We start from the raw sequence: 18,359 nt of genomic DNA, 5'->3' as shown, positions 1-18,359 counted from the left end.
CACCACAGACCACCAAGAAGGAGAAGGCGACCAAGAACTTATCCACAACGTGAGCGTGAAGTTCACGAACCAGGGTGGGTCAGATCGAGATGGAAATGGTGGGTTGCGGTTGCATGGAAATCAACAATTAGGCAATGGCTGGCCTCGGCGACCTGGCTCCTGTCGCCTCGAACGGGTTGGCGTGCAGACCATGTGCGCGGCGAGATCGCGCGGCGGTTTGATCTGAACATCTCGGTGAGTGCAGCTCAAAGCCTTCTCCCCAAAGTGAGAACCTCTACGTCACTTCTTGACCATGCCGAGTCCGGGAATTAGCGGGCGAGTCCAGCTTTAACGGGAACAGTCCAGCCTTTAGCGGAAAACGACATCTAGGCCGCACCTCTGCTGCGCGCCAAGCATAGAGTTATCTTTAACGTGGTTTTAATAGCCATGCAAGACGACGCTTGGGCCATGCAAGCCAAGCGTGCGATCCAGCGAGGAAGGCCTGCCGGTGCCACGACATTCGATGCCGTGCCGGCGCTCGCCTTCGGCGCCGCCGTGCGCGCGATTCGCACCGAGGACGGCATCGCCCAGGAAGCCCTCGCCCATCTTGCCGGCATCGAACGCTCTCACATGGGCAAGATCGAGCGCGGCGAGCACATGCCCACGCTCGCTCTGGTGTTCAAGATCGCCCGCGCACTGCAGCGCAGCGCGGGCGAACTGGTGCTGGAGGCGGAGGCGCGCCTTCCGAAGGAATGGCGCGAGCCGCCAGCACGATAGCCGACGGCTCAGACACGCAGTCCTCCCAGAAGGCTACGCGACGATGCGCCCGGCCATCCGGGCTTCACGCGCATAGGTGCTGATGGATTTGTCCGCCTTGAAGTACAGGTCGCGCTCCACCGGCAGACGCAGCGACCCGCGCAGAGCGCTCAACTCCGCCAGGCTCACCCAACCCAGCTCAGGAAACCCCAGATTCAAATCGGCGAGTCCGAACGCATGATCGTCGTCATGCGGATCGATGCTTGAGATCAGCCAGGTCGCTCCGGCGTCGGGCGTGAACAGCTTGACCACCGGATACGGATCGAAGTCCGGGTTCTCGATGGATTGCCGGCCGTTGGTCAGCAGCTGTGCACGTTGTTCGTCAGTGATGAGCTTCGTCATGTCGTTCTCCTTGAACGGAATCAGGGCGGGATTGCCCGAGACCGCAAAGAGGCATGGCGCAGCGCAGCAGTCCAGGTTCAAAGACGGCCGCCAGGACGCCAGCGTGCGGAGCACGCGCAGACCTCGACGGCGAGAACGCCGTGACACGATGAAGGTCACAGCAAGCCAGCCCTACACACCACCTGCCTTGGCAAGCGCAGCGCGCAGGCATCAGTGATCGGCGCCCGAAGGGGCGAGACACCGTGGGTGGCTCGATGCGCAGCACAAGAGCGCGGTCCGGCTTTGCCGGAGACGCCCGTATTCCCGTGGAACTTGAAATGCGCTTCTGCTCGAAACCGACGAAGCACAAAGCCCCTTTTGTTCCTTTACGCCGATCCGTGGAAGCACAGAAGAACGAAAGCGGCTTTACGACGAAGCTCGGATGAACAGAACAGACCGAACGGGGCGTGGCTCACACCGGCGCGGGCCGATGCGGTCGACGACGACAGTGAACAGGCAAAAGCCCCGCCTAGAGGCGGGGCCGGCCAGAGGCGACGTTCAGTCGCCCCGGCTGCGCGACCAGATCAGGTTGTGCGCACCGTCCTCGCCTTCGACCAGGCGGGCGTAAATCGTCGCCGGGAACGACGGGTCATCCAGTGTCACGGAGACGTACGGACGGTCTGCACGGCTGAGCTTTTTCCAGCCCGCGCCTATATCGAATCCACCGGCTGCGACGATGCGGTAGTCCGGTGCGTTCTCGCTGCCCTTGTCGTTGGGCACGATCTTGACCTTCACGTTCAGCGTGAGGGTGCGAACCGTGCCGGTGAAGCCGTCGTTCTGTGCGGTGAAAGTGCCGATGTGAGCCATGATTGAAAAGTCCTTCGAGGTTGGTTCCAAGTCCGCGCCCATCGCGGCCTTGGCGTGAACCGGACGGCGCGGTGCCGGGTGCGCCGCACCCGCAATGCAATAAAGGGCCGCAACGCGAGTGGAGGACCGGCAGGCCCGGGAGATTTGGCTCGCGAGGAATCCGCGCAGCGGAGGGGAAATCTCTTGGGCAGGCCGGTTGCGGCGAACAAGCCCGAGGCGCACCGAACGCAGAAAGCGTGCGCCGTGCCCGCGCCAGGATTCACGGCAAATACAAGGCCGAGGGAGCGGATCTGTCCTCGACGGACGGATCGCATGGCTCAGGCACGGCCACCGCAGCAACAGCGTTCCGGCATGGATTCGGCAGCGCCGAATGCCAAACCTATCGACGACAAGGCCGAACGAACATGGCCCGTACAGCGTCGGTCAGTCCGGCAGGAACGGCGCAACGATGGAGGTCTGCGATGAGCAACGCGCTACGGAAGCGGATGCTGTGAGAGATCTCCTGCACGGTGCCAGCTGGCCGCTGTCACCGCCGTGGCGACCCTAGAGGTGCAGACAAGAGCACCTTGGTGCATCTGATCGTACGGCCGTGGGCCTTCTGGGCGCAGGTCGTTTTCTGACGGATTCAGAGCGCCGAATAGAGCGCAGGCCGGGGTTGCCGATTTACGGGTATCAATGCTGCGATGGACGGGCATCCGCCCGCTGCTTCGGCGCACGGCCGAAATACCGTGCGAACGCGGTACTGAAGTTCCCGGGATGGGCATAGCCCACTTGCCAGGCGGTCTGGGCCACCTGACTGCCAGAATCAAGCAGAGACTTGGCCCGCTCCATGCGGATCTCCAGCAGCATCTGCCCCGGGGAGGTGCCGAAGGCGTCGCGGAAACCAGCCTTGAAGCGGGTTTCGCTCATGCCAACCTCGGCACTGAGATAGGCCACCGTCAACGGCCGGTCCATCTGGGCGTGCATCAAGTCCCGTGCTCGGGCGAGCCGATCATGGTCCCGACGAGGTGAAGCTTGCACAGACGCCTGCGGCGACAGTCCGAGCGCGCGGACCTGCTCGGCCAACAGGGTGAGCGCATGGATCCGGCAATCCAGGGCCGCCAGGCCCGTGGCATCGGAACTGCGGTAGAGCGCCTGCACATGGCTGGCGCTCGCGGCAGAAGTCCTCGCCGACGCCAGCGCGCGCACACCGCGCACGGGCATGAGCCGCATGGAGACGTCTCGCCCCAGCCACTGCAGCACCGCGTGTTCTTCGATCAGCAGGCGCAACTGCACCACCCGCTCCCCTGCGGCGTAACGCCGCTCGCCAGCACTGCCCATGAATGCAGCGGCCGTGGTGAAGCCCGCGGCAAATCCCAGGTGCTCGCCCTGCGCGCTCTGGTAGATCGACCGCCCATCCAGCCCGAAAGTCAGCACCAGCGTGCCGCGCTCCGGCGGATTCGCATTCGCTTCCCGCACATCACTACGCGGCAGGAAGCAGGAGCGCACCACCGACAGGCCGGGCTCGATCGCGAGCCGTTCCACCGTGCTGCCCGCTATCGCCCCGTCTGCCGGCAGGCGCACCCATCCAGCACCGGCCGAATCCGGCTGACCCTGGGTCAACGCAGCGAGCGAGGAACGGTTGCGCATGAGAAACAAGGATGGTGGACCGAATGCAAACGAAATCGGTCCGATGGCAAATGGAATCAAATGATAACCATTCTCATGAAGCTCAAACTAGGAGGACTTCCAAGACACCAGACATTGCATCGCAAGAAAGAACCCGCTCATGACACGACTTCGGCTCCCCCCCAGCCTTCCCAGCGCTCTCGGGGCGCTGGCGATGGCCGGCTTCGGTCCCTTGGCCCAAGCGCAGGATCAGACGCCAGCGCAGGAGCAGTCGCCGCAGACCTTGCCCACCGTCACGGTGACGGTCAACAAACAGGCGCAGCGGCTGGACGCCGTTGCGGCCAGCGTGGCGGTGCATGACGGCGAACTGCTGGAAGCCGCTGGCGTCACCCGGCTGGAATCGCTGGAGCAGGTCACCCCGGGCCTGTCATTCCAGTCCTTTGGCCAGGCGGGCGTTCATTCGCCTGTCATGCGCGGCATCTCGGCGCAGTTCTTCTCGTTCTCCTCGTCCACGCTGCTGCTGGTGGATGGCGTGCCGACGCTGATGGCCCAGGGCTTCGACGACGGACTGCTCGGCATCGACCGCGTGGAAGTGCTGCGCGGACCGCAGTCCACGCTCTATGGCCGCAACGCTGAGGCCGGGGTGATCAGCATCCACACCCGCAAGCCAGACAACACGCCGCGCACCGCCGTGTCCACGGCGTTGTCCAGCCGTTCCGGTCGCGCGCTGCGCTTCGAGCTGAGTCGTCCCCTGGTGGAGGACACGCTGTACGCCAGCATCGCTGGCGACTGGAGCCGCCAGGACGGCTTCATTTCCAATCTGGCCACGGGCCGGCGCGAGGACGACCGCGAACGCCGCAACCTGAAGCTGGCGCTGCGCTGGACACCCGATGCTCGCACCGATGCCACGCTGCGTTATGCGCAGCAGGATTTTGACGACGGCGCGGCGCTGTGGGGATCGCCTTCCGCGCCACGCGCCACCGTGCGCTCGGGCACGCCCAGTTGGAACCGCTCCGCGGGCGACACCGCGTCGCTGGACGTGGCCCATGACTTCGGCAGCGGCCTCAAGCTGCGCTCCATCACGGCCTACAACACCTACCGCGACCGGATTCAGCAGGACACAGACTTCCAGCCAGCAGACCTGCTGCATATTGCCCGCGACCACCGCTTCCGCAACCTGTCGCAGGAGCTGCGGCTCGAAGGCCAGGCTGGTGCATCCCGATGGCTCGTCGGGCTGTACGCCGACCGCGACGACCACGACCTGCTAAACACGCAGAAGCTGCCGGCAACGCAAAGCCAATCGGCCGCTGCGCTGGGAGGCAACAACGTCGCGCTATTCACGAACTGGACCGTCCCCCTGGCCCCGCGTTGGACGCTGGAGGCCGGTGCGCGGATTGAACGCAATCAAGTCGATTTCACGCCGGCAGGACGTGCCACGCAGTCCGCCAGCGACACGAACGTCTCGCCCAAGCTCGCGCTGCAATACCAGCTCGACCCCTCTGCCCAGGCCTATGCCAGCGTGAGCCAGGGCATGCGAGCCGGAGGCTTCAACGTCTTCGTGCCTGCGGCCAACTACGCGGCCTACACGCCCGAGAAGCTGCGCTCCCTGGAGATCGGCATCAAGGGCACGCTGGCCGGCGAGCGGTTGCGCTACTCAGCCGCGCTCTACCGCATGCAGATGCGCGACATGCAGGTGCAGCAGATGCCCGTGCCGGGCATGGTCTACATCACCAACGCCGCGTCCGGCCATTCAACGGGTGCTGAATTCGAGCTGGACTGGCTGCTGGGCCAGGGCTGGCAGCTGCAATCCGGCCTGGCGCTCAACCGCACGCGTTTCGACCGCTTCCAGGATGGCGCCAACACCTACGACGGTCACCGCAACCCCTTCGCGCCCGATGTGTCGGGCCACGTGAGCCTTCGCTACGACGCCCCCGCCGGCTGGCATGCCCAAGCCCAGGTGTACGGTGCGGGTAAGGTCTATCTGGACGCAGCCAACCGCTACAGCCGCAATGGCTACGGACTGATCAACCTTCAGGCGGGACGCAGCTTCGGCGCCTTCGAGCTGAGCGCCTACGTGCGCAACGCGGCCAACAAGAGCTACGACGCCGTGGGTTTTCAGAACGGCATCGTCACTGTCTACAGCCCGCCGCGCGAAGTCGGCGTCCGGCTGACCTGGCGGATGTGAGGAAGGCATCAGCATGAACACCCTTCCTCTTCATCCCTTGCACGGCTGCTGGGACCTGGCAGCCTCTGCCATCCGCGCCGAAGCCCTGGACACGGCCTTGGCACTGAACCTGTTCGATGCCTTGGTGGAACCGATGACGGCCGCCGAGCTGGCCCACAGCCAAGGCCTGCATGCGGCCAACACCGCTCACCTGCTGGAACTGCTCTGGACCCTGGGGCTGCTGCAGCGGGAACGCACCGAGCAGGCCACCGAGCAGGTGCCAGACCGGTACGCACTCGCCCCCGTGGCCCGCGAATGCCTGGTGCGGAATGCGCCAGGCTTTTGCGGCGATGCGTGGCGCTACCGGCTGACCTCACTGCGTGGCCTCGCGGGCCGGCTTCGCGCCCATGTCGAACAAGGACCTCAACTGCCCGAGAACACCTTCCAGTCGGCCACCGGCGCTGGCTGGGCCGCGGCGGCACGCGCGCAGATCGGGCAGGAACAACGTGCCGTCAGTGCAGCGGCGGCCCTGGACATCATGGACCGGCTGCCCCAGGTCCAGCAGGCCAGGCGCCTGCTGGACCTGGGCGGCGGTCCCGGCTGGATCGCCATTGAACTGGCCCGGCGGTTCCCGGGTCTGCGGGGCGTGGTGTTCGATTGGCCGGAGACGGCAGCGGTGGCGCAGGAGAACATCGAGGCCTCCGGCCTTGCCGAACGCCTGCGCGCGCAGGGCGGCGACGTCGCCTCGGATGCGCTGGTTGATGGAGAAGGTAAGGGAGCAGGAGAAGGCTTCGACCTGGTGTGGTGCTCATCGGTGCTGCATTTCGTGCCCGACATCGCCGCCGTGCTCGCCAAGGTCATGGCGGCGATGGCGCCGGGCGGACTGTTCGTCTGCGTGCATGCGGAGCTGCCAGCCACGGCCGAGGAGGCAGCGCAGGTGATGCCTTTCTACCTGCCCATGCGCATGGTGGGGCGCCACGTGCTGCCCGAAGGCGGTACGGCCGCAGCGCTGGCAGAAGCCGGCTTCGTGGAGATCCTGCAGTTCGGCTCGGGCCGCTTCCCGATGTCGCCGGTGCGAGTGGCGGTCGCCCGCAAGCCCAAGGCTCCGGGCGATCCGATGGCTGCGCATGACTGAGCGCGCACGCATGGCCGGCCTGCAGGCCCTGTTTGCCTGGATGAACCTCGCACTGACCGCGCCCAGCGTCTACCTGTGGCTGGGCCTGCCGCTGCTGATGCGCCAGCACGGCTGGTCAGGCGTGGACATCGGTCTGTTCCAACTCGCCGGGCTGCCGGCAGTCTTCAAGTTCCTGCTGGCCCGGCCCATGGAGAGCGCCCGGCTGCCGCTGCGGCGCTACCGGGTCTGGGCCGTGGCCCTGTGCCTGGCGCTGGCGGGCAGCCTGCTGCTGCTGGGCTGGAGCGACCTTCTCGGCAGCCCGATAAGCCTGTTCGCGTTGGCATTTGCCGCCGCCTGGCTGGCCACCTGGGCCGACATACCCGTCAATGCCCTGGCAATCCGCTACCTGCCAGCCGGCGAACAACTTCGGGCCGGTGGGCTGCGTTCGGCGGCGCTGTCGCTGGGGGCCATCGTGGGCGGGGGGGCGATGCTCATGGTGCAACTGCGCTGGGGCTGGCATGCGCCGTTCTGGGTGCTGGCCGGCTTGCTCACGTTCGGCGCTCTGGCACTGCTGGTGCTGGTGCACACAGGCGACGAGCCCACATCGGCGGCCCCGCCCGCCTCGGTGCGCGCCTCCACGTCTCTGCTGGAGGACTTCCAGAACTACCTGGCGCAACCAGGTGCCCGGACGTGGACCCTGCTGCTGATGCTGTACTTCCCGTTCGTAGGAACTGCGTGGTTCTACCTCAAGCCGCTGATGCTGGACCTGGGTTTCGAAGCCTCGCGCGTCGCACAGATCATTGGCCTGGGCGGTGGTGCGATCGCAGCGGTTTCCAGCATCGCCGCCGCATCTCTGGCCCGCCGCATTGGCCTGCGGCGCGCAGTGCCAGCGGGCGCCTGGCTGGGGTTCGCTGCCTTGAGCGCCCTGGCGCTCGTTGCTGCCTTTCGATTGCCTACCACCGCCATCCTGGCTGCCGCCGCGAGTGTCGCCGTAGCCATGGGCTACATCGCTGCACTGGCATTCGGGCTGACCATGCATTTCGCGCGGCAGCGTTCGGCAGCAACGGACTACGGCCTGCAATCGAGTCTGTTTTCGCTCAGCCGACTGCTCGTGCCCGCGCTGGGCGGCGTGCTGCTGGACCAGATAGGCCATGCCGGACTGCTGACCACTCTTGCCGTCGCGATGCTGGGTGTGTGCATGTTGTGTCTATGGCAGGCGAAGGATCTGCCTGCCACGACTGTCCGTCCCTGAAGCGCCCAGCCTGCCCCACCGCCACCTGAACTCGGACAGCGGTGAGGCCCATCGAGGCAATGAGAGGCCTCAACATCAGGAGCCGGGTGCAGTTGCTGCATTCGCCTCGCCCAGCGTCCGGGTGTGCCGAGGATGCTGGGCGAGCCCGTTCACTCTGCTTGTGCGCTTGCAACACACTCATCGGCAGTCTGCAAGACTTTCTGGGGTACCACACTGCCAACACCTTGGTGCAGGAGCATCGCAGGTATCCACCCCGTTCCCACCGCCAGCCGCTCGGCTTCGCTGGCGATCTGCGCTTTCTTGAGCTTCGCCAGCCGGTTCACGTCACCCGGCGCGAACACCTGCACCGCTTCCAGCGTCTTGGCCTTGGACACGTGATCGAAGTAGCCTGCAGCGGTCGGCGTCCACCAGTCATGCATGTCCAGGCCCACGGCCTGCGCGAGCGCGGCAGCGGGAATCTCGCTCTCCTGCGATGCGATGGCCGAGACGGTGTAGCCCACGCACACCGCCAGCAGCGACAGCAATTCGGATTGCGGCATCGCCAGCAGTTCGGCGAACAGCGCGTCCGCGTCACTGGGCAGGCGTGCCGCCCAGGCCTCCCGCACCTCGCGCATGCCCACGGTAGCTGGGGCCTCATCCACGTCCGGCGCATGGTGCGTCAGCCTGTCCTGCGGGAACGCCGTGATGTTGAGAGGCGTGCTGCCATAGCCGTCGAGGATGACCCGGTGCGCCAGTTGATGCACCACGGCCACCAGCGCCACATGCGGGTGCCGGGCGACCTCTGCCTGCAACGCCGCAGTGCGATGCGCGCTCAGGCGCTTCGCCAATTTCTCCGAGATACCGGGCTTGGCCGGTTCGGCATCCTCGGTATCCGCGCCGCTGCTGGTTGCTTCCCCGGCCTCCTGCCGCTCCTGCGCCCGGAGGGCCTTGGCCTGTTCCTTCCGCAGCAGCCCGCGATGCACGACCACACCGCCCATGTGATCGACCGACACCACGGCCCCGGCCATCGGCATCACGCCCGGCGCGTAGACCATCAAGGTCTGTTCGATGGCTTCCAGCTCGTTGCCGAGCCGGTCGAGTTCTTCATGCAGGGCCTGCATGCCGTCATCGGTCAGGTCGGCATCTTCGTCGTCCAGCATGTCCTGAAGTTTGGCTTGCTCGGCCCCCAGCTTGGCGATGCGTTTGGCCTCGGTCCTGTTTGGTTCCCGGCGCGTGCGACGTGCCCGCTGGAATACATGCAGTTCGGATGCCGTGGCACGTGGGGCAACTTCCACCCAGCCCCAGCCTTCCAACTGCGCCGATTCAGCAGCGGCGGTGAGCTTGTCGCGCGCCAGCGCGTCCAGCAATCCCGCATCGGTGAGGAATACCCCGCTTTGCTCGTCCGAAAACAGATCGCGCCGGATACCACCGCCCGCTGCCTCGTAGGCCTCCACCCCGACGAAGCGCGCCACCGCATCGCGGCTGGCGTCGATTTCTTCGTGCGTCAGGTGATCGCGCAGCGACTCCGGGCTGCGCTGCCACTGCGGGGATTCGTACCATGCGGCCTCCTGCGCCGCGTGGTCGTCGGTGATGGCCAGCGCCATCAACTGCTCCAGCGAGACGGAATCGGCTTGGTAGTCAGCCAGCAACCGGGGCGAGACATTGGCGAGTTTCAGCCGGCGCTTGACCACCAGTGGCGTCACCCCGAAATCGGCCGCAATGTCTTCGAGCGAACGACCCTCGGCCGCAAGCGCCTTCCAGGCAAACAGTTCATCGACCGGCGACATGGTTTCCCGGTGCACGTTCTCGGTCAGGCTCACGGTGCGTGCCGACGCATCGGGTACCAGCAGGCAGGGCACAGGATGATTCTTGTCCAGCTTGCGGCGCTTCGCCAGCAGCTTCAATGCAGCGAGCCGCCGCTTGCCCGCGACCACCTCGAAATGCTCGCCATCCGGCGATACGATCACGGTGAGGTTCTGCAGCAGGCCGACCCGAACGATGGAAGCTGCCAGTTCGGGAATGGCGGTGCCGCCGCTCTTGCGCACGTTGCGATTCGACGGCCGCAGCTTTGACAGCGCGATCAGGTGTAGTTCGTAGGGAACAATCGCCGCAACGGTGATCGTTTCGTCTGCGGCACTGGTGCCGCCAGCGGCGACAGCTGCAGCAGCAGCCACGGCACGCAGGGCATGGACTTCGGAATGGGTAACGGTGTTCATGGTGAAACTCCTTGTCCCGCTCGGGGACGCTCAAAACAATGAAGAAAAGGGAAGAAAGAAAATCTCCGCTGTCGGTTCATGGCTTGGGTCTTCGCATAGGCACGCTCCTGTGATGTTTGAAAGCTCACCGGATTCCCAGATTCGGAGCCCGTTGTGGCTTTCGTTGGTTCGACGCAGAGACCCGGGCCGGTGCCTGTTCGCCGCCGTCTTTCCCGAGTTCATCGCCCGCGAGGAACCGGGACCGCGGGGACGGGCCGTCAAGGAAGAAGCGCAGGGAGTGGTGCGGCCCGCAGCCGAAGGCGAGGACACGGCCCTGCGCGCCTTGACGGCCAGGCATCGCGGGCTACGGTCGCGGGAGAAAGCGATGGACTTGGGGGAAGACGATCAGCGGCCGACGGGCCAGGGAATGCGCCGAGACCCACGCTGCGCGGCGAGCGCCCCTGCGTGCTAATGCACGCCTGATCAGATGGGTTTCAGCCGATCAGGCGCAGCCTGTTCGGCGGCATGGCAGGGGCGCCAAACGCAGTGCGACGGGGATGGGCTGACCAGCCGATCCCCTGGAGGGCAAGCGCAGCGCGCAGGCGTCAGCCGACCGCAGGGAGGGAACGATGGAAGCCCGCAGGGGGCGAGACTGGTACAGCCAGGCTCGATGCGTGAGCACGACAGCGCGATCGGCTCCGCCGGTGACGCCCTGTTCAGCGGCATGGACTCGAGGGCGCGACGAACTGCCATAGATCCCGGTCCGGCGCCCCAAGGGGCCATTCATCCCGTTTCACCCGCAACGAGCTCGAAGCAGGTACGAGTGAATCATCGCCACGAGTTCCTGCCTCAGTTCTGGCGATTTCAATGTCCTGCTCCGGGCGGCCTTGTGGATCACGCCTTCCACCGCCGCGGAAAGCACCTGCACCACCATCTCCACGGCCGGATCGTCTCGGCGATCCGATACCGCAACGACTGCGCGATACCGCTCCAGATACTCGGCCTCGAACGCACGATGCGCCGACCGTGTTCCTGCATCGGCCGGCACCTCGTCGAGCAGCACGCGATGAAGAGCAGGTTGAATGCTGTGAGCCGCGATCATCCCGTGAACCAGCTCATCGACGAGTTGGTTCTGCGTTTGGCCCTCATGGCCAAGGCCTCGCATGACGGTCAGCACGTCGTCGAGGTGGCGCCGACGAATCGCGTCGACCAGCGCCAGCTTGTCGGGGAAGTATTGGTAGACAGACCCGATGCTCACGCCCGCGACCTCGGCGACCTCATTGGTCGTGAAACCAGCCCAGCCCCGGTCGCCCAGAACGCGAGCCCCGGCGCGAACGATGACCTCGACGGTCGCCCGGGAACGCGCCTGGCGCGGCTCTTTGCGCATCGATGGGCGGGGCACTGGAACGCGAGTAGACACGTGGAACCGTCCTCACAAGAATATGTACATCGTACTCACATTCTTGAACAGAAAAGGACTTCGGAAGATGAGCTCCCTTGCACTGCTGCGCACCCTGTTCGGTTACCGCGCCTGGGCCAACGCCGAACTCCTGGAGAAGATGAAGGGCTTCGACACCGAACTGCACGCCCAGGATAGAGAGGCCGCTCTGCGGTTGTTGAATCACACCCACGTCGTCGATCGGATCTTCGCAGCGCACCTTGTCGGCGCCGCACACGAATTCACTTCGGACAACACGGCCGAGACGCCGTCCTTGGAGGCGTTGCGCGGCGCGTTGACGACATCCGATCAGTGGTACCGGGACTACCTGGAAACGGTGACACCGGAAGAGTTGGCGGCGCACGTGCCGTTCGTGTTCACGGATGGCGACAAGGGGTGTATGTCGAGAGAGGAGATGCTGACCCATCTCATCGTTCACAGCGGTTACCACCGCGGCGAAGTCGGACGCATCATGTCGCGGCGCTCTCTCAGCTTGGCGTGGGATACGTTTGCGGTTTACCTGCACCAAACCGAGCCATCACGCCGATTCATTGCGTAGCACCCCTGCGTTGCCATTCGTCCGCCGAAGTGCGGATCAGATCAAACGTCTTCCAGGAGTACGACCATGACAGACATCCCACTCACTGCTAGAGAAGTGAGACTGCTTGGCTACCAATCAGGGCCGTTGAAGGCCGAGCACTTCGAAGTCATTGAGACCCCCGTGCCATCCCCTGGGCTTGGCCAGGTGCTGGTGCGTAACCGCTGGTTTCGCATCTCCATTTCTACACGCTTGATGGCCGAGGCGGGTGCTGTGACGGTCAAGGGCATTCCGTTCCCCCCACTCAAGCCCGGCGATACCCTCGCTGACGGTGCGATCGGCGAAGTGGTGCAGGTTGGGCCCGGTACCAGTCTAGAGGTGGGCAACCTGGTGCTGCATCCGTTGGGCTGGCGTGAATATGCGCTGGTACCGGCGACACAGTGCAAGCTCATTGAAGGACCGAATGTTGACCCTGCTGCGTGGCTCGGCCATGGCTGGACTGCCTATGCCGCATTGGTCGGCGGGATTCAGGTGCGTTCGGGCGATACGGTATTCGTCTCCAGCGGAGCGGGTGCCATCGGCTCGATGGCCGGGCAGATCGCACGACTGCTGGGGGCAACACGGATCATCGGCAGCACCAGCAGTGCGGAGAAGGCGCGCTGGATGCAACAGGAACTGGGTTATGACGCGGTCGTGACCCGTGACGGCGCGCCGATCTGTGAGCAACTGACCGAGGCAGCCCCCGATGGCATTGACGTCATCGTGGACATGGTCGGTGGTGATCAACTGGCTGCGGCACTCGAAATCAGCCGGCATGGCGCGCGATGCGTGCTGCTGGGCGCCGTTTCCGCGGAATTGAATCCGAGCAACGCTACCTTGAGAGCGCCGGTTGAACTGGACACGTTCCAGCTCATTCTGCGCGGTGTCACGATTCGCGGCTTCAGCGCCGACGAGCATGCGCCGGAATTGTTTGATGCGTGGATTGGCCAGGCAGCAACATGGCAGCGAGAGGGGCGTATTCATTTGTCCCGAACCATGTGCAAAGGTCTCGGTGCAGCGCCGCTTGCCTTGGAGCAGGCCTGTGCCGGCCACCTCAAAGGGGTCGTGATGGCCGAACTGGAGTCATGCTGATCAGCGAGAGTACGTCACAGGGCGACGCCCGCACCTGCATTTTGCGTGCGGCTCGGCATGCTGCGGCCCAGGATGCTTCCCGGCCGCGCGCAGGCGATGCGCGTAATGCGAGGCCGCTGGCATCTCGCCCTGGCTGTTGGCGCGCTGGCGTCGCCGTCGTACATGCTCGTGCTCCGGGCGTTGAGCAGCGGCGCGCCACTGAGCCTGGTCGCGCCTGCCCGCGAGATGTCGATGATGGATCAGCGCCTTGCTGGGGATTGTGGTGCTGCACGAACCGTTGGGGCGGTGGCGCCTGGCCGGATGTCTTCTGCTGACGCTGGGAGTGATCTTGCTTGGCGCATCGTGGTGCCAAGGTCACGCACCGTGATACGTCACAGCGATGCGTGGCGTGGCGGGTATAGGTCGCGAGGACCACAGTGTTCGCACACGGCGTGCGCGACCAGAAAGAAAAGCAAAGGGCCGTCAGCCCTTTGCTTCATAGAAGCCCACGCTCGGCAAAACTCATCAGCTCGTTGCCAGCCACGATCAGGTGGTCCAGCACCCGCACGTCGACCAGCGCGGCAGCCGACTTCAATGTCTGCGTCAGAAGTTCGTCCGCCCGCGACGGCTCCGGCGATCCGCTCGGATGGTTGTGCACGAGCAGAAGAGCGCTTGAATTCCGGCCCAGCGCATCCTTGACCACTTCCCGCGGATACACCGACGTCTGGCTCACCGTGCCCCGGAACATCTCCACGTAGTCGAGCACCCGGTGCTGCGCATCCAGGTGCACCACAGCGAAGATTTCATGCGGCAGATTCCCCAGCCGTGCCCGCAGGAAGTCCTTGACCACGGCCGGCGACGTCAGCACATCGGTCCCACGCACCCGCGCCGCTAGCACCCGTTGCGCGGCCTGCAGCACCTCGTCAGCATCGGCAGGACGGTACTCGCCGCCGACATCGCGAACGAGCAGTGAAGAAGCGGCAGAGGAAACTGCAACGAAGGAATCGAGGGAAGAGAACAGACCTTGCGACATGGCGAACTCCAGTGATCGGGCGGGATTGCCCGAGACCGGAACCGGCACACCGCAGCGCAGCTGTCACAGGTTCGAAGACGGCCGACAGGACGCCAGCGTGCGCAGCACGCGAAGACCTTGACCGCGAGAACGGTGTGCAAGGATGAAGGGAACAGCAAGCCAGCCCCCACCCACAGCGCGCCCGCATCGCACTGGCAAGCGCAGCGCGCAGCGGCACCGCCGCGAAGGCATCAGCGATGGGAGCCGAAGGGGTGAGGCGACGCAGGCGGCTCGATGCGCAGCACGCACAGCGCGGCCCGGTTCACCGGGAGATGCACATCGCAGTTGCGCGCCCCATGGCCCCTGCCGAAACCAGAAACCGCGGCCCAAACTTCGGAGTCCTGCCACCCTTGGGCAATAAGAGGTCTCATGCAGCAAGCGCTGGCGTTTCGGTGCTGGCTGTTGCGCTCTTATTACCACCACGGCCACTGGAATACGCTGCATTGCGTTGCCACTCAATCCCCTCAGATGTACCCTTGAGGATCGCCTTAGTCCGATAAAAACTACAAATTTCGGACCTCAGCACATGCAATGAATACTTATTCGTCCGAAATAGACTGCATATTTCGGACAAAAACTTGCGAAAAGTCCGCAAAACAACTACAAACATCGGACAACCATGTCCGACCTTAAATCCGCTGTCCTGTCCCTTGTCAAAACCGACGGGGTCAGCCACGTCTGGGTGCCGACGGACTTTGCGGCCTTCGGTAACCGCGACGCCGTCGACAAGACGCTGCAACGCTTGGTCCGTGACGGCGAACTGCGGCGCATCGACAGAGGGTTGTACGACAGGCCGACGATCAACAGCCTCACGAAACGCCCCACCAGCCCCGACTATCGCGCCGTCGTAGACGCCATCGCCCGTCGGGATCAGCTTCGGCTCCTGGTCGACGGCATGACCGCGGCGAACGATCTTGGCCTGACCGACGCGGTGCCCGCCCGCGTCACGATCCACACCGACGCCAGGCGCCGGTCCGTAAAGCTGGACAACCTCGTCATCGAGTTCAAGCAGACGGCGCCCAGCCGCCTGTACTGGGCCGGCCGGCCAGCGATGCGTGTCGTGCAGGCCCTGCACTGGTTGAAAGACACCCTGGCCACGGACCGGCCACGAGTTCTGAGCAAGCTGAGCAAGCTGCTGGCAGATCCGGTGCACGGCGATGCCATACGCAAAGACCTGCTGGAAGGCTTCAGCACGTTGCCGACCTGGATGCAAAACTCCGTACGCGAACTGCCGGGATGCGATCCCAAGACCGCTACAGCCATCGTCCTGAAACAACCCAAGGCCAGCAGGATCGCGAAACGGCCCCGCTCGAAGAGCTCGAACGGGGAAACTGCTTGAAAGCCGATTTCCAGACCGGTCGCGCGTCAAGGCCGTGCCATGAACTTACTGAACGCCCCACCGCAGCAGCGGTGCGCTCGGAAAGGCGTGCGTTTTGACGCAGCGACTGCGCTTTCTGCTCGACACCAATGTGTTGATACCGCTCCAGGATTCATTTCAGGTCCTGGAGAAAAACCTCGCGAACTTCGTCCGCCTGGCGAATGTCGGCGGCCACTCGTTGTTGTATCACCCAGCGACGATTACGGATTTCGGACGTGACGGCGATGCACAACGACGGGAACGAAGTTTGCAGCGCGTAAAGCAGTATCCGGCCTTAGAAAACGTGGCGCCGTGCCCCTGGAATACATCAGCCACCAGCGCAAATGACGCATGTGACAACGAAATCCTCTATGCGCTCGAATGCGATGCGGTGCATGCGCTTGTTACTGAGGATCGGCGCCTCCACGCCAAAGCACGCATTCATGGGCTCGGCGACCGGATCTACACAATCCAGACGGCTGAAGATTGGCTTCGCCGTTTGCACGAACCTCGGCAAGTCTTCCTGCCAAACATCCATGATGTACCGCTTCATAGCCTGACACCCCTGCTGGCATCCGCGTTCTTTGACAGTCTTCGCGAAGGCTACGATGGCTTCGATACCTGGTTTCGAAGCAAAGCACGAGAGAACCGCATGGCATGGGTCTACCGGGATGAAAATGACACCCTGGCCGCAATATGCATCTACGCCTCGCAAGCCGATCAAAAGATCAACGACTCAGGTGAGCAGCTTGCAGGTCAAGCCTTGAAGCTGTGCACCTTCAAGGTGGGCGAGACGGTCAGAGGGCGAAAAATTGGCGAGCTATTTCTCAAAGCGGCTTTCCGTTATGCAACGGAGAATGCCTGTGAACATGTGTTCATCCATGCCGATCCTGATCGGCATGACTACCTGATCAGACTTCTCCAAGACTTTGGCTTTGAAGCGCGCGGCATGTACGCCGGCGATCTCGTACTGGTGAAACCGCACCCGAAAATAGCGCCCTTGGATAATGCGGCGTCGCCCCTTGACTACACCCGTCGATTCTTTCCGCATTTTCGGCAGGATGCCCAGATTCAGAAGTTCTTGATCCCAATCCAACCAGCCTTCCACGAGACCCTCTTTCCAGACTACAGCCCTCAACAGCAGCGACTTTTCGGTGCAATCGGAAACGTGGGCAACGCGATCAAGCTCGCATACCTGTGTCATGCCCCGACCAACGCAATCCATCCCGGCGATATTGTTCTCTTCTATCGCACGGAAGACGAGAAAGCTGTCACATCGATCGGGGTAGTAGATAGGTTCGAAATTCTGGAAGACGCAGCGAAGATCGCAAGTTTGGTCAGTCGCAGAACTGTGTACGCACTCGATCAGATCGAGGAAATGGCCAAGCGAAAAACCAAGGTGATCCTCTTTCGGCTCGTGGAACACCTACCGCATTCCGTGCCCTACGACCGCCTCACTCGTGAGCACGTTGTTACCGGCCCTATTCAATCCATTCGCAAAGTTTCTGATGTCGCTTTTTCCAGAGTGCTCGCTGCCGCCGGGCGGTAGAGCAATCCTGCTATCTGTCAAACCCAAATACGCGGACCTCATTCTGTCCGGTAGCAAGCGCGTCGAATTCCGGCGAACATGGGCCGCCGATGAGGTGAGCCTCATTGCCATCTATGCAAGCTCTCCTGTCCAAAGAATAGTTGCTCTCGTGGAAATTGAAGACGTAGTGCAGGGGTCACCCACTACGCTTTGGACCCACTGCACCAGCAGGGGTGGTGCACTGACGCGTCGCGAACTCTTCGAATACTTTGACGGCAAGAAACAAGGGTGCGCCATCTTGCTAGGTGCCGTGCGGACGCTGCAAAAGCCACTTGATCCCAAATCGCTGTTCAAGGCCTTCGCGCCACCACAGTCGTTCCGATACCTTACGCTGGGCGAGCTTGGAAAGATCGAGAAGAAAGCGGCAACCGACAAGGTCTTGATATGACGATTTTCATCGCCGGCATCCATGGTGTCGGTAAGACCTACCTAGCAAAGCCGGCAGCAGATCGTGTGGGACTGAGATACGCCACAGCCAGTCACTTGATCCGCGAGGAACGCGGTCATGCATCCTGGGACGCTGCCAAGAAAGTCGATGAAGTTGCAGACAACCAATCGGCCCTTATAAAGGCAGTCGCGAGAATCAATGCCAGCGGACAAACCTTGCTGCTGGATGGACATCTTGTTCTTAGAAAAGCCGTCGGCGAACATGAGCGATTGCCAGATGTGGTTTTTCGAGATCTTGGCTGCAACGCGATTATTTTGCTCACATGTCCTGTACCCACCGTTCTGAAGCGGCTTTCGGCAAGAGGCGATGTGTCATGGAGTGAACTCGAAATAGGTCACTTCGCCAACGCAGAGCACGAGCATGCAGAAATGGTCGCCAGTGCACTACATATCCCATTGAGCATCTTGAATGCACCGACAGACGACGAGTTCGATTCGACGCTGCGGCACCTGCTGGCCTTGGATAAATGATTCACCCAGCCGGTCTGGCTCGGTGATGGCCTTCAGCTTGATT

Annotated in this window: 16 protein-coding genes; 10 read left to right on the top strand and 6 right to left on the bottom strand. The window is 63.5% G+C overall.

Annotated features, from left to right (window positions below):
- Positions 1-447 precede the first annotated feature (447 nt).
- Complete coding sequence (locus JHD63_RS07900; RefSeq protein ID WP_198970201.1) at positions 448-756, top strand: helix-turn-helix domain-containing protein; 309 nt, start codon at positions 448-450, stop codon at positions 754-756.
- Between the two features lie 33 nt (positions 757-789).
- Here JHD63_RS07900 and JHD63_RS07895 read toward each other — a convergent pair whose 3' ends face one another.
- From JHD63_RS07895 to JHD63_RS07885, 3 genes are all read right to left on the bottom strand, one after another.
- Positions 790-1,137, bottom strand: coding sequence for a DUF2958 domain-containing protein (locus JHD63_RS07895; protein WP_198970200.1), 348 nt, complete (start codon positions 1,135-1,137; stop codon positions 790-792).
- A 537-nt stretch (positions 1,138-1,674) separates the two neighbouring features.
- On the bottom strand, positions 1,675-1,983 hold the full coding sequence (locus JHD63_RS07890) for a DUF736 domain-containing protein (protein ID WP_198970199.1): 309 nt from the start codon (positions 1,981-1,983) through the stop codon (positions 1,675-1,677).
- Positions 1,984-2,655: 672 nt separating this feature from the next.
- Positions 2,656-3,612, bottom strand: coding sequence for a helix-turn-helix transcriptional regulator (locus JHD63_RS07885; RefSeq protein WP_198970198.1), 957 nt, complete (start codon positions 3,610-3,612; stop codon positions 2,656-2,658).
- 193 nt (positions 3,613-3,805) lie between these two features.
- On the opposite strand from JHD63_RS07885, the gene JHD63_RS07880 reads away from it, so the two are divergent.
- The 3 genes from JHD63_RS07880 to JHD63_RS07870 are packed head-to-tail and all read left to right on the top strand — an operon-like array spanning position 3,806 to position 8,121.
- Positions 3,806-5,776, top strand: coding sequence for a TonB-dependent receptor (locus JHD63_RS07880; RefSeq protein WP_370590426.1), 1,971 nt, complete (start codon positions 3,806-3,808; stop codon positions 5,774-5,776).
- Between the two features lie 13 nt (positions 5,777-5,789).
- The gene (locus tag JHD63_RS07875) at positions 5,790-6,890 is read left to right on the top strand and encodes a class I SAM-dependent methyltransferase (protein ID WP_198970197.1); all 1,101 of its coding nucleotides are present in this window, start codon (positions 5,790-5,792) and stop codon (positions 6,888-6,890) included.
- Positions 6,891-6,900: 10 nt separating this feature from the next.
- On the top strand, positions 6,901-8,121 hold the full coding sequence (locus tag JHD63_RS07870; protein ID WP_233167776.1) for an MFS transporter: 1,221 nt from the start codon (positions 6,901-6,903) through the stop codon (positions 8,119-8,121).
- A gap of 149 nt (positions 8,122-8,270) precedes the next feature.
- Here JHD63_RS07870 and JHD63_RS07865 read toward each other — a convergent pair whose 3' ends face one another.
- Positions 8,271-10,316: a ParB/RepB/Spo0J family partition protein gene (locus tag JHD63_RS07865; protein ID WP_198970195.1), complete on the bottom strand. Its 2,046-nt coding sequence runs from the start codon at positions 10,314-10,316 to the stop codon at positions 8,271-8,273.
- Positions 10,317-11,088: 772 nt separating this feature from the next.
- Positions 11,089-11,682 carry a TetR/AcrR family transcriptional regulator gene (locus JHD63_RS07860; RefSeq protein WP_198970194.1) on the bottom strand — a complete coding sequence of 198 codons (594 nt, stop codon included), beginning with the start codon at positions 11,680-11,682 and terminating at the stop codon, positions 11,089-11,091.
- 100 nt (positions 11,683-11,782) lie between these two features.
- Here JHD63_RS07860 and JHD63_RS07855 point away from each other — a divergent pair, with 100 nt between their 5' ends.
- The gene (locus JHD63_RS07855; protein ID WP_198970193.1) at positions 11,783-12,292 is read left to right on the top strand and encodes a DinB family protein; all 510 of its coding nucleotides are present in this window, start codon (positions 11,783-11,785) and stop codon (positions 12,290-12,292) included.
- A 66-nt stretch (positions 12,293-12,358) separates the two neighbouring features.
- Positions 12,359-13,402, top strand: a complete 1,044-nt coding sequence (locus JHD63_RS07850; protein ID WP_198970192.1) for an MDR family NADP-dependent oxidoreductase — start codon at positions 12,359-12,361, stop codon at positions 13,400-13,402.
- Between the two features lie 475 nt (positions 13,403-13,877).
- Here JHD63_RS07850 and radC read toward each other — a convergent pair whose 3' ends face one another.
- On the bottom strand, positions 13,878-14,414 hold the full coding sequence (radC, locus tag JHD63_RS07845) for a RadC family protein (protein ID WP_198970191.1): 537 nt from the start codon (positions 14,412-14,414) through the stop codon (positions 13,878-13,880).
- Between the two features lie 658 nt (positions 14,415-15,072).
- Between radC and JHD63_RS07840 the strand changes: the two genes are divergently transcribed.
- The 4 genes from JHD63_RS07840 (at position 15,073) to JHD63_RS07825 (ending at position 18,316) form a co-directional block, all read left to right on the top strand.
- The gene (locus tag JHD63_RS07840; RefSeq protein ID WP_233167774.1) at positions 15,073-15,792 is read left to right on the top strand and encodes a DUF6088 family protein; all 720 of its coding nucleotides are present in this window, start codon (positions 15,073-15,075) and stop codon (positions 15,790-15,792) included.
- A gap of 94 nt (positions 15,793-15,886) precedes the next feature.
- The gene (locus JHD63_RS07835) at positions 15,887-17,359 is read left to right on the top strand and encodes a GNAT family N-acetyltransferase (protein WP_198970190.1); all 1,473 of its coding nucleotides are present in this window, start codon (positions 15,887-15,889) and stop codon (positions 17,357-17,359) included.
- Complete coding sequence (locus tag JHD63_RS24550; RefSeq protein ID WP_198970189.1) at positions 17,319-17,786, top strand: ASCH domain-containing protein; 468 nt, start codon at positions 17,319-17,321, stop codon at positions 17,784-17,786. Before JHD63_RS07835 ends, JHD63_RS24550 begins: the two co-directional genes overlap by 41 nt.
- Positions 17,783-18,316, top strand: coding sequence for an ATP-binding protein (locus JHD63_RS07825; protein ID WP_198970188.1), 534 nt, complete (start codon positions 17,783-17,785; stop codon positions 18,314-18,316). Before JHD63_RS24550 ends, JHD63_RS07825 begins: the two co-directional genes overlap by 4 nt.
- The last annotated feature ends 43 nt before the right edge of the window (positions 18,317-18,359 follow it).

The organism is Xylophilus sp. ASV27, assembly GCF_016428875.1.
In the GTDB taxonomy this organism is placed as follows: Bacteria; Pseudomonadota; Gammaproteobacteria; order Burkholderiales; family Burkholderiaceae_C; genus Xylophilus.
Note: the sequence above shows the minus strand (reverse complement) of the source record. Positions and strands in the feature narration are given on the sequence as shown.

Bases quoted from the DNA above. Each gene is read 5' to 3' on its own strand.
- JHD63_RS07890 (WP_198970199.1), bottom strand. From the start codon at position 1,983: ATGGCTCACATCGGCACTTTCACCGCACAGAACGACGGCTTCACCGGC.
- JHD63_RS07855 (WP_198970193.1), top strand. From the start codon at position 11,783: ATGAGCTCCCTTGCACTGCTGCGCACCCTGTTCGGTTACCGCGCCTGG.
- JHD63_RS07875 (WP_198970197.1), top strand. From the start codon at position 5,790: ATGAACACCCTTCCTCTTCATCCCTTGCACGGCTGCTGGGACCTGGCA.
- JHD63_RS24550 (WP_198970189.1), top strand. From the start codon at position 17,319: ATGTCGCTTTTTCCAGAGTGCTCGCTGCCGCCGGGCGGTAGAGCAATC.
- radC (WP_198970191.1), bottom strand. From the start codon at position 14,414: ATGTCGCAAGGTCTGTTCTCTTCCCTCGATTCCTTCGTTGCAGTTTCC.
- JHD63_RS07840 (WP_233167774.1), top strand. From the start codon at position 15,073: ATGTCCGACCTTAAATCCGCTGTCCTGTCCCTTGTCAAAACCGACGGG.
- JHD63_RS07825 (WP_198970188.1), top strand. From the start codon at position 17,783: ATGACGATTTTCATCGCCGGCATCCATGGTGTCGGTAAGACCTACCTA.
- JHD63_RS07860 (WP_198970194.1), bottom strand. From the start codon at position 11,682: ATGCGCAAAGAGCCGCGCCAGGCGCGTTCCCGGGCGACCGTCGAGGTC.
- JHD63_RS07880 (WP_370590426.1), top strand. From the start codon at position 3,806: ATGGCCGGCTTCGGTCCCTTGGCCCAAGCGCAGGATCAGACGCCAGCG.
- JHD63_RS07900 (WP_198970201.1), top strand. From the start codon at position 448: ATGCAAGCCAAGCGTGCGATCCAGCGAGGAAGGCCTGCCGGTGCCACG.
- JHD63_RS07850 (WP_198970192.1), top strand. From the start codon at position 12,359: ATGACAGACATCCCACTCACTGCTAGAGAAGTGAGACTGCTTGGCTAC.
- JHD63_RS07870 (WP_233167776.1), top strand. From the start codon at position 6,901: ATGGCCGGCCTGCAGGCCCTGTTTGCCTGGATGAACCTCGCACTGACC.
- JHD63_RS07865 (WP_198970195.1), bottom strand. From the start codon at position 10,316: ATGAACACCGTTACCCATTCCGAAGTCCATGCCCTGCGTGCCGTGGCT.
- JHD63_RS07895 (WP_198970200.1), bottom strand. From the start codon at position 1,137: ATGACGAAGCTCATCACTGACGAACAACGTGCACAGCTGCTGACCAAC.
- JHD63_RS07885 (WP_198970198.1), bottom strand. From the start codon at position 3,612: ATGCGCAACCGTTCCTCGCTCGCTGCGTTGACCCAGGGTCAGCCGGAT.